Origin of the sequence: Alteromonas sp. OM2203, assembly GCF_048517045.1 — a bacterium.
Classification (GTDB): domain Bacteria; phylum Pseudomonadota; class Gammaproteobacteria; order Enterobacterales; family Alteromonadaceae; genus Alteromonas; species Alteromonas gracilis.
The window spans coordinates 1,927,310-1,941,768 of the sequence record NZ_CP183209.1 but is presented as its reverse complement, the minus strand read 5'-3'; the positions used below and the strand labels follow the sequence as shown (position 1 = coordinate 1,941,768).

Annotated in this window: 13 protein-coding genes; 3 read left to right on the top strand and 10 right to left on the bottom strand. The window is 46.0% G+C overall.

Features of this window, described 5'->3' with window-relative positions:
• Window positions 1–250 precede the first annotated feature (250 nt).
• The 8 genes from fabF to yceD form a co-directional block, all read right to left on the bottom strand.
• Window positions 251–1,489, bottom strand: coding sequence for a beta-ketoacyl-ACP synthase II (fabF, locus tag ACM0P2_RS08670; RefSeq protein ID WP_159117370.1), 1,239 nt, complete (start codon window positions 1,487–1,489; stop codon window positions 251–253).
• 79 nt (window positions 1,490–1,568) lie between these two features.
• The gene (acpP, locus tag ACM0P2_RS08665; RefSeq protein ID WP_012518211.1) at window positions 1,569–1,808 is read right to left on the bottom strand and encodes an acyl carrier protein; all 240 of its coding nucleotides are present in this window, start codon (window positions 1,806–1,808) and stop codon (window positions 1,569–1,571) included.
• Window positions 1,809–2,008: 200 nt separating this feature from the next.
• A complete protein-coding gene (gene fabG / locus ACM0P2_RS08660; RefSeq protein ID WP_105931048.1) occupies window positions 2,009–2,749 on the bottom strand; it encodes a 3-oxoacyl-ACP reductase FabG in 741 nt (246 codons plus the stop codon).
• A 12-nt stretch (window positions 2,750–2,761) separates the two neighbouring features.
• The gene (gene fabD, locus ACM0P2_RS08655) at window positions 2,762–3,688 is read right to left on the bottom strand and encodes an ACP S-malonyltransferase (RefSeq protein ID WP_419227586.1); all 927 of its coding nucleotides are present in this window, start codon (window positions 3,686–3,688) and stop codon (window positions 2,762–2,764) included.
• A 68-nt stretch (window positions 3,689–3,756) separates the two neighbouring features.
• Window positions 3,757–4,722, bottom strand: coding sequence for a beta-ketoacyl-ACP synthase III (locus ACM0P2_RS08650; protein WP_105931046.1), 966 nt, complete (start codon window positions 4,720–4,722; stop codon window positions 3,757–3,759).
• The gene (gene plsX, locus ACM0P2_RS08645) at window positions 4,719–5,714 is read right to left on the bottom strand and encodes a phosphate acyltransferase PlsX (RefSeq protein WP_419227695.1); all 996 of its coding nucleotides are present in this window, start codon (window positions 5,712–5,714) and stop codon (window positions 4,719–4,721) included. Before plsX ends, ACM0P2_RS08650 begins: the two co-directional genes overlap by 4 nt.
• A 45-nt stretch (window positions 5,715–5,759) precedes the next feature.
• Window positions 5,760–5,930: a 50S ribosomal protein L32 gene (rpmF, locus tag ACM0P2_RS08640; RefSeq protein ID WP_012518206.1), complete on the bottom strand. Its 171-nt coding sequence runs from the start codon at window positions 5,928–5,930 to the stop codon at window positions 5,760–5,762.
• A 3-nt stretch (window positions 5,931–5,933) separates the two neighbouring features.
• Complete coding sequence (gene yceD, locus ACM0P2_RS08635) at window positions 5,934–6,467, bottom strand: 23S rRNA accumulation protein YceD (protein WP_105931044.1); 534 nt, start codon at window positions 6,465–6,467, stop codon at window positions 5,934–5,936.
• A 177-nt stretch (window positions 6,468–6,644) separates the two neighbouring features.
• Here yceD and ACM0P2_RS08630 point away from each other — a divergent pair, with 177 nt between their 5' ends.
• Window positions 6,645–7,265 (top strand): Maf family protein, encoded by a 621-nt coding sequence (locus ACM0P2_RS08630; protein WP_159117369.1) that lies wholly within the window; start codon window positions 6,645–6,647, stop codon window positions 7,263–7,265.
• Between the two features lie 6 nt (window positions 7,266–7,271).
• Here the strand turns inward: ACM0P2_RS08630 and ACM0P2_RS08625 are convergent, their stop codons facing one another.
• Both ACM0P2_RS08625 and rluC read right to left on the bottom strand, forming a co-directional pair.
• Entirely contained in the window at window positions 7,272–7,877 is a 606-nt protein-coding gene (locus tag ACM0P2_RS08625) for an HAD-IA family hydrolase (protein WP_419227584.1), read from the bottom strand.
• A 107-nt stretch (window positions 7,878–7,984) separates the two neighbouring features.
• The gene (rluC, locus tag ACM0P2_RS08620) at window positions 7,985–8,926 is read right to left on the bottom strand and encodes a 23S rRNA pseudouridine(955/2504/2580) synthase RluC (RefSeq protein WP_419227583.1); all 942 of its coding nucleotides are present in this window, start codon (window positions 8,924–8,926) and stop codon (window positions 7,985–7,987) included.
• A 792-nt stretch (window positions 8,927–9,718) separates the two neighbouring features.
• Between rluC and rne the strand changes: the two genes are divergently transcribed.
• Together rne and ACM0P2_RS08610 are read left to right on the top strand one after the other, a co-directional pair.
• Window positions 9,719–13,174 carry a ribonuclease E gene (rne, locus tag ACM0P2_RS08615; protein WP_419227582.1) on the top strand — a complete coding sequence of 1,152 codons (3,456 nt, stop codon included), beginning with the start codon at window positions 9,719–9,721 and terminating at the stop codon, window positions 13,172–13,174.
• 93 nt (window positions 13,175–13,267) lie between these two features.
• Window positions 13,268–14,449 (top strand): oxidoreductase family protein, encoded by a 1,182-nt coding sequence (locus ACM0P2_RS08610; RefSeq protein WP_419227580.1) that lies wholly within the window; start codon window positions 13,268–13,270, stop codon window positions 14,447–14,449.
• Window positions 14,450–14,459: the final 10 nt, after the last annotated feature.

The following is a 14,459-nucleotide window of genomic DNA, read 5'->3' as shown; positions in this document are numbered from 1 at the left end:
TAATCATTGCATTTCAACACCTGGTAATCCTTTAACCCATTTGACTAGATTAATAATCAAACAACTAGGAGGGTTTAGGGAGCCTTGTGATTGTCCATCGCTAATACCAGTCCGCATAGATAATTTCACTTCGCTTACAGCGAATTTTTGCTGCTGGGGTTTATTGATGTGCGAAATCAGTTAACGAGAATGTAAGAAAAAGGCAGCGGTTCGCTGCCTTTTGAAAATAACATCTATGCTTTTGCTAGATCTAGATTCGTTTGAAAACCAACGAACCATTGGTACCGCCAAAGCCGAATGAATTACATAGCGCGTAATCTTCATTGAAGGCTTTCGCTTTGTTTGCGACAAAATCTAAGTCGCACCCTTCGCCTGGTTCATCTAGATTGATCGTTGGCGGCGCCATTTTGTCACGCAATGCTAAGATAGTAAAAATTGCTTCTACAGAGCCAGCAGCACCTAGTAGGTGGCCTGTCATTGATTTAGTAGAACTTACCAGTAGCTTGTAAGCATGATCATTGAAAACGCGCTTAACCGCCGCAACTTCAGCAATATCGCCGGCTGGCGTTGATGTACCGTGAGCGTTCACGTAACCAATGAGGTTCGCATCTACGTTCGCGTCATTGATAGCATTTTGCATTGATGCTGCTGCCCCCTCACCATCTTCTGGTGGTGATGTCATGTGATATGCGTCGCCGCTCATACCGAAACCAACAAGCTCAGCGTAAATATGCGCGCCACGGGCTTTCGCTGCCTCGTACTCTTCCAGCATGATGACACCAGCGCCCTCGCCCATAACAAAACCATCGCGGTCTTTATCCCATGGACGACTTGCAGCCTGTGGATTGTCATTGCGAGAAGACAACGCGCGCGCTGCTGCAAAGCCTGCCATTCCTAACGGTGTGATAGAGGCTTCAGCACCGCCAGCTAACATAGCATCTGCATCGCCGTAAGCAATAGTTCTTGCGGCAATACCAATATTGTGAACGCCTGTAGTACATGCAGTCACAACGTTTAAATTCGGTCCTTTCAACCCTTCCATGATAGACAAAAAGCCTGAGATCATGTTGGTAATGGTTGAAGGTACAAAAAATGGCGATACGCGCTTAGGACCGCTATTTGTCAGCTTTAAATGGTTTTGTTCAATTTGTTCTAAACCACCTATACCTGAGCCAATAGCAACACCAACACGGTGAGCATTATCTTTAGAAACACTGAAACCAGAATCGACCAGCGCTTGCTTGCCAGCTGCAATACCCAACTGGATGAAGCGGTCCATTTTTTTGGTTTCTTTCTTTTCAATGTATTGCTGCGGATCAAAATCATTGATTTGACCTGCGAAACGGGTTGAATAGTTACTACAATCGAAATGGGTGATTTCACCGATGCCGCTCTCGCCCGCGAGCAATTTGCGCCATGTGTCTTCGCTATTAAGACCTAATGGTGAAAGCATTCCAAGACCAGTAACCACTACGCGACGTTTTGTCACAAAAAGCCCTCGCTTTGGAACTAAGGTAGGAGATACAAAAACGGCTCTTAATAAGAGCCGTTTTGTCGCTACTTAAGACTTAAGCGTCTTTGTTAGCGTTGATGTAGTCAATTGCTGATTGAACTGTAGTAATTTTCTCTGCTTCTTCGTCAGGAATTTCAGTATCGAATTCTTCTTCCAAAGCCATTACTAGCTCAACAGTGTCAAGTGAATCAGCGCCTAAATCGTCAACGAATGAAGCTTCTGCTTTTACTTCTTCTTCTTTAACGCCAAGTTGTTCAACGATGATTTTCTTAACGCGTTCTTCAATGTTACTCATAATTCTAGGTTTCCCTTAAAACGTCACTAGATAATAAAAGTGCCGCTAGTTTATTTTGCAAGGTGCATCCTTGCAAGCACCAGTTTAAACAAATTTTCTGGTCAAACCAGCGACATTCGAAATTCGTAAAATACTATTTTTACATCCAAGTTCGGGTAAATACCACCCCAAACTAGGGAAAATTCGCAAAAATTGCGAATTTACCCCATATACATACCACCATTAACATGGATGGTTTCGCCTGTAATATAGGCTGCACCATCGCTCACCAAAAAGGCAACAGTGGCTGCAATTTCATCAGGCTCGCCTAATCGGTTAGCCGGAATATCTTTAAAAATGGCTGCTTTTTGATCATCACTTAGCGCCTTTGTCATATCTGTATCGATAAAACCAGGGGCAACAACGTTGATTGTTATACCACGAGAAGCCACTTCTCTCGCCATAGATTTAGAAAAACCAATGACGCCGGCTTTCGCAGCAGCATAGTTGGCTTGACCAGCATTACCTGCGCTGCCTACCACAGAACCAATATTTACTATGCGCCCAAAGCGTTTCTTCATCATACCGCGAAGTACAGCTTTTGACAGCGTAAATATTGAAGTAAGGTTAGTATCTATAATATCTTGCCACTCGTCATCTTTCATGCGCATCAAAAGATTATCGCGCGTAATGCCTGCATTGTTGACCAAAATATCAATCCCACCGTGAGCGTCGTTAATCGCTTTCAAGGTGGTATCAACACTTTCCTTGTCGGTAACATTCAGTGCAAACCCTTGACCACCGAACTCAGAAAGATAGTCACTAATTGCTTGTGCGCCATTTTCGCTCGTGGCCGTGCCAATAACCGTTGCGCCTTGTTGCGCTAGCTGTGTGGCAATCGCTTTGCCTATTCCTCGGCTCGCTCCGGTTACCAGCGCAATTTTACCGTCTAATTGACTCATTGCGATTCCTTATTATTTTAGTGCTTCTACACCGTCAGGTGTATTTACTGCAAGAGACGCTAAGCTCTTATCAATGCGTTTATTAAGACCTGTCAGCACTTTACCCGGGCCAACTTCAATAACGCGCTCTACACCTGCTGCAGCTAAGTATTCCACGGTACGTGTCCACTGTACTGGGCAGTAAAGTTGTCTCACTAGCGCGTTTTTGATTGCATCACCCTGTGTTTCAATGGTGACATCAACATTATTAACAATATTGATTGCAGGCTCGTGAACATTTAAAGAAGAAAGCGCTTCTTCGAGTTTATCCGCGGCCGGTCGCATTAGCTCACAGTGAGAGGGCACACTTACCGCAAGTGGAAGTGCGCGTTTAGCGCCCGCTTCTTTACAGGCGTTAGCAGCTTGCTCGGCGGCGTTCTTTTCCCCTGCAATAACCACTTGGCCTGGAGAGTTAAAGTTAACTGGTGCAACTACATCGCCTGTAGCAATAGCAGTTTGCTGACAAATATCTGCAATTTCAGCATCATCCAAACCGATAATGGCATACATAGCGCCTGCGCCTGCCGGCACAGCTTCCTGCATATACTTACCGCGTGCTTCTACTAGTTTAATGGCGTCAGAAAAGTCCATCGCCCCACCGCACACTAGCGCTGAATACTCTCCAAGGCTGTGCCCTGCAAGATAGTCTACGTCTAAACCTTGCTCACGAATTACACGCCAAATTGCAACACTTGCAGCAAGCAACGCTGGCTGAGTAATATTGGTTTCGTTAAGTTTACCGTCTGTATCGTTCTGGACTAAGTCCCACAGGTCATAACCAAGTGCGTCAGAGGCTTCTTTAAAGGTTGCTTCGATAATCGGAGACGTTTCAGCAAGCTCTTTTAGCATGCCTACGCTTTGAGAGCCTTGCCCCGGAAATACACAAGCTGTCTTTGTCATGTCGATTCCTTGTTATTGTTTTACTAGAAACGAGAATACATCAAAAATTTCTGAAGCGATTGCCGAGCTTAATAGCGTACCAGCGCCGATGCCCAGGCAAATCCGCCGCCAAATGCTTCTAGTAATAAATGCTGTCCGCGCTGAATACGCCCGTCTCTGATAGCGGTATCAAGTGCTGTTGGTACAGTAGCCGCAGATGTATTACCGTACTGCTCCAAGGTAAGCACGACCTGGTCAAGAGACATATTCAACTTTTTCGCTGTGGCTTTTATAATTCTAAAGTTTGCTTGGTGTGGCACTAACCAGTCAAGATCAGTTTTTTCCATACCGTTAGCAGCAAGGGTTTGCTCCACTACTTCTGAAAGCTTAGTTACCGCAACTTTGAAGACCTCATTGCCGCGCATCACCCCCCAGTTTTCGTGCACTGATTGCTCATCTCCACGAGTTGGGTTTCCAACGTACAACAAATCTCCGTGAGAACCAGATGCGTTAATGTGGGTCGAGAGAATACCAGGCTCATCGCTTGCTTCTATTATCGTTGCCCCTGCGGCATCACCAAATAGAATAACCATGGTTCTGTCTTCGGGGTTAATCAAACGACTTAAACAGTCAGTACCGACGACAAGAATGCGTTTTGCCATGCCTGACTTTATGTACTGATCGGCTACACTCAGAGCGTAGCAATACCCTGCGCATGCTGCAGCAACATCAAATGCGGGAATACCGTCTAAATCAAGAATGCGTTGAATTTCGCATGCTGTGCTTGGAAGCGCATAGCGACCACTTGTGGTAGCGCACACAATCATGTCGATAGATTTTGGGTCGATACCGGCCATTTCGATGGCCTTTTTACTGGCTTCTGCCCCCATGGTAGCAGCGGTTTCATCTGCTCCAATAATGCGTCGCTCTTTAATCCCAGTACGGTCAGTGATCCATTCATCACTGGTGTCTACCATTAATTCTAGGTCAGCGTTCGTACGCACGTCGCTGGGATAATAGCTACCTGTTCCTATAAAGCGTGAATATTTGCTCAAAGCTGCTCCAACAATACCGTTTCTATCTTTGTCTTTATCTTTTCAGGTAAATGCATCTTTGCTTCTTTCATTGCTTGCACGATGGCGTAATAAAAGGCGTCTTTTTGTGCATTTCCGTGACTCTTGATAACAATGCCGCGCAATCCTATCAGACTCGCACCGTTATACTGGTCGGGGTTCACACTGTTATAGATAGATTTCAGTAATGGGAAAGCAATTTTGGCTAATAATCGGGTATATAAATTCTTTTGTGTTTGACGTTTCACCTCGTTAATCACTAACTTAGCTAACCCTTCGCTAGATTTTAGTGCTACGTTTCCAGTGAAGCCATCGGTAACTACCACGTCCGCATGGTCGGTGAAAATATCATCGCCTTCAACATAACCAATGTAATTAATGCCAGGCGCGTCTTTGAAAAGCTGGTCGGCAGATTTTACCTGCGCATTACCTTTAATGTCTTCTTCACCCACATTTAGCAAAGCAACGCGGGGTGACGCAATGCCAGCAACTTCTTGTGCCAGTACTGATCCCATGACGCCATATTGAAATAGTATTTCAGGCGTGCAATTTACATTGGCGCCTAAATCGAGGAGAAATACGTTGTGATGTCCTGTGGTAGGCATCATGTTAATAAGCGCGGGTCTATCAATACCAGACAGTGTTTTAAGCAGGTAAAAAGATAGAGTGAGTAGCGCTCCTGTATTGCCTGCACTTACGCACGCATCAGCTTCGCCACTTTCGACAAGCTCAATAACACGGCGCATAGAAGAGTCTTTTTTATTTCTGAGCGCTGATGTCGGCGCTTCGCCCATTTCAACAACTTGCGAGCAGTGTTTTACAGAAACACGACGTCGCTCTGTATCAGAAAGAGGTTGAAGACCTGAATGGATAATTTCTTCGTCACCGCACAATGTAAAGTGAACATCGGGGTGAAGTTGGATAGCCTTGACGGCTGCAGAAAGGATAACAGGGGGACCATGATCGCCCCCCATGATATCTAACGCGATGGTTAGTGTAGACAAAATGTAGTCGCCGTATTACGCGCCGATTACTTTCTTGCCTTTATAATAACCGTCAGCAGTCACGTGGTGACGACGGTGAGTCTCGCCTGACGTTGAATCGACAGACAAAGTCGCGCCTGTCAATGCATCGTGTGAGCGACGCATACCGCGCTTAGAACGCGTTTTACGATTTTGTTGTACTGCCATAACTTACTCCTGGTCTCGCTTAAGTTCTTTCAAAACCGCGAAAGGGTTTTGTCGCTCTTGTTCCGGTTCAATCTTTCCAAACGACATGTCGTCTCGCTTTACCGTACACTCCGACTCTGCATGAAGGGGTACAATTGGCAAAGATAACAGTAGCTCGTCTTCAAAAATTTGAAGCAGACTAACTTCTCCGTGGTCGTTGACCTCTACCGGTTCGTAAGCCTCGGGAATGATGTCGTCGCTTTCCTGCTCTTCTCCCTGCACTGGAGTAAAACAGAATTCCGCTTCCACGGGATAATCAAGTTCACCATTACACCTTTGACAGATAAGTGTTACCTGCGTGGCTAGGCGGCCGTGAAAAACAGTAAGACCCTGCGCGTCTTTTTCGAACTGCACTTCTGCGTCCACATAGTCGTTGCATCGGACAACTGCTTCACTCAATCGTTCCATATCTTTAGACGCAATCACGCCCCGGTAATCGGAACGTTTCATGGCGCTTTTAGTCGGTTCAACCGAATGAGGGAGTTTCACTTTCTGCATAGGGCGCGCATGATAAAGGGTCAACCCCTTCCTGTCAAAGCATAATTGCGTTTTAACTTACAATAAAAGGCTGTATATATCGAGCAATGATAATGTACCATCGCAGAATAAAGCGTCGGTAAAAACACCGAATAACACATGTTCTGCAACATATTGATTTCAGCACAAGGAGTTTTTGTGGCTCATCTGGTTCTAGCTTCCTCTTCTCAATACCGAAAAATGCTGCTTGCCAATATTGGTATTCAGGTAGATACATATGCTCCGGATATTGATGAAACGCCCTTATGCAATGAAAGCCCCACTGCATTGAGTTTGCGTCTTGCAGAGGCGAAAGCGCGCAAGGTAGCGGCTGAATACAATTCTTCAGATAGCGATGTCATCGTTATCGGTAGTGATCAAGTCGCGCTCGTACAAACAGACATTGGCCCCCAGTTGCTAGGGAAACCAGGTAGCTCAGATAAGGCTGTGGAGCAGCTTATGTCGTGCCAAGGTAAGCAAGTTTCATTTTATACTGCCCTTTGTTTGCATCAGCCCGAAACGAATAAAACGATTACACAGGTGGATGAAACACGAGTATTTTTCCGACACAATAGTGAAGAAGCCATTCGCGCTTACATAGAAAAAGAACAACCTTTAGATTGCGCGGGCAGCTTCAAAAGCGAAGGGTTAGGTATTTTACTGTTTGAGAAAATTGAAAGCCGAGACCCTAACAGTTTAATAGGGCTTCCTATTATGCTGTTAAATGAATTACTCGGCGCACACTTCAACGTTGACTTGCTAGAGATAGCTGCGCGTTAAAAAGCGCTAATTAAAAAGTGCGGCTTCCAACTCACTTACAGAATGAACTAACGCAACGGGTGACAACGCTTCTAAGTGCACCTGCGCATGCACGCCGTATGACACCCCTATTCTGTCCATACCAATGGTTTTAGCCATTTGCATGTCGTAGGTGGTATCGCCAATCATAACTGCATCGCTTATTTCAAATTCAAGCTCATCTAAAAGCTGCAACAGCATATCAGGCGAAGGCTTTGACTCGGCCTCGTCGGCGGTTCTTGATGCACTAAAGAAGCTGCCTGTATTGGTTTGCGCCCAAGCTCGGTCAAGGCCGCGGCGTGCTTTTCCTGTAGCAACTGCCAACGTACAACCAGCTTCCTTTAAACTGGCCAATAGTGGATTAACACCATCGAACAACGGACAAGGCGTGGTATCACGGGTCACAAACGCATCTTTATAAGCATCAACTAGCTGCTCCGCTAATTTGTCATCTTCAATGTTGAACAGCTTTTTGATAGCCGGTTTTAGGCTTATACCAATAATATGCCCAACTTCGTCATAGGTTGGAATTGGCATACCGCACTGCGTTGCGGCAATTTGCATACAGCTTACTATTTTTGCAGCCGAGTCCATTAAAGTCCCATCCCAATCAAAAATAACTAACTTATATCGGGGCTGCTTTTCGTTTAACGAGGTAGAGGACCGCACAGCGGCTTCGTGAGCTTTTAATTCCATAACGACTAAAGGGCTTTAAGTGTGTTTACAAGAGTATCGTCTAACGGTGCAGTAAACGTAACGCGTTCTTCGGTTGCCGGGTGCAACAAAGAAATACTGCGAGCGTGAAGAAATAGTCTATTCAAACCTTTTCGACGCATGACTGCATCAAAATCCGCGTCACCGTATTTTGGATCACCCGCAATTGGATGCCCTGCATGCAGACAATGCACACGTATCTGATGGGTCCTGCCTGTAATTGGCGATGCCTCAACAAGGGTGGCACCCGCATATTTTTCCAATATCCGGTAGCGAGTTTCAGACGGCTTACCATCGTCACTCACACTGACCATGCGCTCACCTGATTGCAGCACGTTTTTGCGAAGGGGCGCTTTAACTTTAAATCTGCTATCTGGCCACTCTCCTGCCACTAGCGCATTGTAGCGCTTGTCCATCTTACCTGTGCGCAGTTGCTCGTGCATATGGCGAAGTGCAGAACGCTTTTTTGCTATTAAGATACACCCAGAGGTATCTCTATCTAACCGGTGGACCAGCTCCATAAATTTGGCATCCGGACGCAACGCTCTCAACCCCTCAATAAGCCCGAAGCTTAACCCGCTTCCGCCATGAACCGCTGTACCTGATGGCTTATTGATAACAAGGAGACGATCATCTTCAAACAAGATATGCGACTCTAACGATGCGATTTTATCCAACTTTGGTGAGGGTGCAGGCGCGCCTTCCGACACGCGAACCGGTGGAATTCTGATTAGGTCGTCAGCCTGAAGCTTATATTCTGGCTTCACTCGACCTTTATTTACTCGCACTTCGCCTTTACGCAAAATGCGATAAATCATGCTTTTTGGCACACCTTTTAGCTGCGTGCGCAAAAAATTGTCGATACGTTGCCCAGCCAAGTCGGCCTCAACGGTTACAAAACGTACTTTTTGGAGAGATTCTTCTTTCATTCACTCAGTATACCTCAATGCTATTTCTCTCGGCTAACTGAAAGTCACAAAATATCGAAAATAACCCTTTTCGCTTTAATTTTGAGCAAAGTACTAGTTTCGTGCGCAGACCAGTAAGAGATATAAAAGATATACACAATTTATTCACTTGCTTTCCTTGCTAAAAACGGGGTTTTGGTGCGATACTTACCGGCGTTTTTGGCACGGAATAATTCACACTATAATTTTTGGTAGCAGGCGGTTTCTCCCCCCTACCTCAAAATCGTGAAACTCAGCGTTATAAAAACAACAAACAAGACCGAATCAGCGAAAAATAATGGCGCTGTTCAAACTTGTATACGAAAAAGCATGGCGATCGTGTTGGTGGCATCCGCAATGAAAAAGTACTTTTCATACCAACCTAGCTAGAGAGGCAACGACTACACTGCCGTAATAAAGCAACCGCCATTGCTTGCGAACATAAAATAAGTTTGCCGTTAAAACAGAATTAAATGACACGTGAGCAATAAAAGATTGCTCGCGATAATGAATACAGTAATAAGGGCAAGTCGCTCCCGACATCCTTAAAGCAGTGTGACCATAACGATTCATTCGCTACGTTTTTTTAATACGAAGTACGAATGATATTGAGTGAGCTAAGACGTTAAAAACGACGTCAAAATGGTCAACCACCAAGGATAATGCGGCGTTACAACAAAGTCCCCGTCCAGCCGTGAGGTTGCGCGGTGAGGGTTTGCACATGTCACTTTAATTTTGTGTCTTAACGGCTGTACTAAACCAGAGTTAGATACAATGAAAAGAATGTTAATTAATGCAACTCAGCAAGAAGAGTTGCGCGTAGCCCTTGTCGATGGGCAACGGTTGTACGATTTAGATATAGAAAGCCCGGGGCACGAGCAAAAAAAAGCAAATATTTACAAGGGTAAGATAACCCGCGTTGAACCTAGCTTAGAAGCTGCTTTTGTCGACTACGGCGCTGAACGCCACGGTTTTCTCCCCCTCAAAGAAATAGCCCGCACCTACTTCCCTAAAGGTTACAAATTCGAAGGCCGCCCAAACATCAAAGATGTGATCAAAGAAGGCCAAGAAGTTATTGTTCAAATTGATAAAGAAGAACGCGGTCAAAAAGGCGCTGCCCTCACCACATTTCTTTCACTTGCAGGCAGCTATTTGGTACTTATGCCAAATAATCCTCGTGCTGGTGGCATATCTCGCCGTATTGAAGGCGACGAGCGCACAGAGCTAAAAGAGTCGCTTAGCAAGCTCGAACTTCCAGACGGCATGGGCCTTATTGTTCGTACTGCTGGCGTAGGAAAATCTTACGAAGAATTAGAGTGGGATTTAAAAGTACTTCTGAAACACTGGGAAGCTATTTCAGAGGTTTCTCAAGAGCGTGAAGCACCGTTTCTAATTCACCAAGAGAGTAACGTTATTGTGCGTGCGATCCGTGACTATCTTCGTCGCGATATTGGTGAAATCCTAATTGATAAAACCAGCATATATGAGCAGGCGCTACAGCATATTCAGCTAGTACGACCAGACTTTGCTAGCCGTGTAAAATTGTACCGCGGTGAAGTTCCACTGTTTAGTCACTATCAAATTGAAAGCCAAATCGAGTCTGCATTCCAACGTGAAGTTCGCTTACCTTCTGGTGGCTCAATTGTTATTGACCCAACAGAGGCACTAACTTCCATCGATATTAACTCTGCTCGCGCAACGAAGGGCGGTGATATTGAAGAAACTGCGCTCAACACCAACTTAGAAGCCGCTGACGAAATTGCTCGTCAGCTACGTCTGCGTGACTTAGGTGGCCTTGTGGTTATCGACTTTATCGATATGACCCCTGTGCGCCATCAGCGTGAAGTAGAAAACCGCATGAAAGATGCAGTGAGAAGCGACCGAGCACGGGTTCAGTTAGGGCGTATTTCACGCTTTGGCCTGCTTGAGATGTCTCGTCAACGCTTGCGCCCGTCGCTAGGCGAATCAGCTCACCACGTGTGCCCCCGCTGTTCGGGCCATGGCACTATTCGCGGAACCGAATCTTTAGCGCTTTCTATTCTTCGTATTTTGGAAGAAGAAAGCATCAAAGAAAATACAGGGCAAATTGAAGCGCAACTACCTGTTCCAGTAGCAACCTATCTACTTAACGAAAAGCGTAAGTCAATTCAACTGTTAGAAAAGCGTCATGGTGTTGATTTATTGCTTATTCCAAACGCTAATTTAGATACGCCGCATTACCAAGTATTACGCCGTCGTCCTGATGATGTTCTATCAGATGCTAGCTATGAAGTAGAGTTGATGCCAGCGGTAGAAACAGAAACTGAAGTTTCAACCACTGCCCCAGTTAAGCGAGAAGAGCCAGCACTCAAAGGCTTAGTTGCACCTACGGCAGCGCCAGTAGTTGCGCCTAAAGAAGAGCCGGTTAAGAAAGCTGATGATGTGCCTTCTCTATTTGCACGTATCGGCAAGTGGATAAACGACTTGTTTGGTTCTGAGAGTGAACAAGAAGCAAGTCAAGACAAGAAGCAACAGTCTGACGAAAATAGTAAGCCGCGAAACAACCGCAGTCGTAATAATGACGACCGACGCCGTAAGCCACGAAACAAGAACAACCGCAGAGGCAACCAAGCTCAAAACAGAGACCAAGCTAAAGACCAGAACCGCGAACGCGAGGAGCAAGACAATCGCAAACCTCGTAGTGAGCAGCGTCCAGAGCAAGAGGACAAACGCAGCAGCAAGGGCCGTAAGCCGCGCAAAGCACAGCAGCCTCGTGACGAGCAGCCAAAGCCTAAGCAGGAAAAGCAAGAAGGCGAACAGCAAGAAAACCAAGCGCAGAAAAAGCGTGAAGTAGCTGAACGTAGAAAGCGCCGTGACAAGCGTCGTAGTGTTCGCGTCAATAAAGATGAAGTTGCATCTGATACTATTGAGCAGATTGATGCAAAAGCGCCGTCAGCACCAAAAGGTGATGATGCGGTAAAAGCACCTCAACAAGAGAGCAAGGCGCAAAGTAAATCTAAGAGCGATGCTAAGCCTCAAAAAGCAACAAAGTCTGACGATGTAGAAGACAAAGCAGAAAGTGTTGTAGAGCAAGAACAAAAGCCACAGGCTAAGAAACCTGCAAAGAAAGCTACTGATTCTGCTGCAGAGGCAACAACGACACCTGACGTCGAAAAGCCAGAAGAAGGCCAAGCTGAAACGTTAGACTCTACAGATGCTAACGCTGACGAAAATGGACAGAAACGAGAGGGACGCGGACGTTCACGTCGTTCTCCTCGTCACGTCCGTGCAGCCGGTCAGCGTCGCAAGAAAGAGTCGCAGTTAGCGGATGATTCAGAAACACAGGTTAAGCAGCCAGGTGAGCTAGAGTCTCAGGATTCAGAGGCAAAGGTTGAGTCTCCTGTTAAATCTGACGCCCCTGTTGTTGAGGAAACTCAAGCTGAAGAGCCAGGTCAATTAGCTCCTGCTGATGAGCAGCCTGAATCAACGCAAGAGAAGCAACAAACTGCTAAACTTGATATGGAGGCGGTTCAGGATGAGCTACAATTTGACGCAGAGCCTTTAGCCGAGAAAGTAGAGCCTTCAGCTGAAGGTGAAAAACCGTCAGCCGAAGGTGAAAAGCCTTCAGCTGAAGGTGAAAAGCCATCAGCTGAAGTTGAAAAGCCTCTAGAAGAAGCTGATGACTCCGTTGAAACAGCGGACTCAACTGAGAAAGAACCAGTGGCTGAACAAACTCGCGCGTCAGAAAATAAAGCACCGGTAGCAGACACCGCTCCTGTTGCTGATAGCTTGGCCCCGAAAGAAGAAGAGAAACCAGAGGCTCCTGCTGCTTCTCAAGAAACAACGGCGTCGCCAGAACAAGCGGAGATTAACTTAGCTGATACATCTGAAACGTTAGGTTCTGAAAAGACGGAAGAGCCAGTGTCAGAAGATGCGACATCAGAAGCAGCAGTTGAAACACCTGTAGTTTCTAAGCAGGTTGATGATAGTGTTGCCTCCTCCACTGAGGTTAGCCTTGCGGCTAGTGGACAAGGTAAGCGTGGCGCATCACATCCGATGGCCCTACCTGCAACAGTGAACGACACATTCGTTGATGTTGCGCTAACGGCCAAAGCTGATGACGCTCGCCCTGCACTAACAGTATCAGGAAAAACTGCAGCGATGGCTCGCGTAGCGTCTCGTGCTTCGGCACCGACTACGTTACCTAAGTCAGTCGAAACTGCTGATGAGCCTGAAACGGCTGCCGAATAGCATTTTGCTAATCAGGTAAAAAAAGCCGCTTTCGAGCGGCTTTTTCGTTTGTTAAATTGGTACATACCTCTTCCCAAAAGTCGCAGGTGAGTAATGGAAAGTTCAGTCGATAAAGGCTATATAACCTGGCTTAGCGAAGCATGCCGTGCCCGTGTTGTCCATACACAAATGATCCAGCCTCTTTGGAGCGGCTATGGCGCGTGCTTTAGAGCCAAACTTGATTACTCTGCGTCTGTTGGCCAAGAAAAAGAACATAAACTTGAGCAAGAAAGCAATGGCTATGGGGTTGCTACTAATACTAAAAACAGCGCGTTTTATCCCATCGCTCATAGCAAGAGCTTCACACACGTCGTTGTGAAGTGCGCGTCGCCGCCACCTAATTTAGCTCACCCAAGAGGATGGAACGGACAACGAAGTGACGAACGAAAGCGTCGCTCTTTTCGTGTCGAAAACTATTTTTACGATAAAGTGCAGTGGTTAACTACTGACCGATGTAGGACGGCCACTTGCGTATCGCATGCGCAAAGAGGTACTTCAACGCTGCTTGTGATGGAAGATTTAGCACCCAGTGGCTTTACCCATACCTCAATGTCTCTTTCACCGGATAATGCAAAAACGGTTCTTAAATGGCTGGCTCATTTTCACGCCCGCTTTTTAACTAAAGAGGCCGTTGAGAAAAATCGCGATACCAATCTTTGGCACGAAGGCACCTACTGGCACTTATCCACAAGAGAAGATGAATATCAGGCAATGCCTGAAAGTTTGTTGAAGCAAAATGCCCAAGCTATTTCTAATCGTCTTTCCAGTGCCCGTTATCAAACACTCGTGCATGGCGATGCTAAAGTAGCTAATTTTTGTTTTACCGCAGATTTCTCATCCTGTGCGGCTGTTGATTTTCAATATGTCGGCTACGGCGTTGGAGTAAAGGACGTTACCTATTTTTTGGGAAGCGCACTAACCACGCAAGAGCAGCAGGAACATCGTAAAGCTTTACTCGACACTTATTTTAACGAGTTAGAAATAGCGTTGCTCGCTCGCTTGTCTGAAAAAGAACATCACTGCGACTTTACACACAGCGATGGCTCTTTAAACAACGATACTCTTACGTACAACGACGTAGTGCAAGTAATCAAAGAATGGAAAGACCTTTATAGTTTTGCCTGTGCAGATTTTTATCGTTTTTTAGCGGGCTGGAGCCCAGAGCATTGGAAAATTGACCAAGAACTTCAGCATCAGACAGACATTGCACTGGCCAAGTTAAGTAAAGGCATTTAGCGTTTTGCAC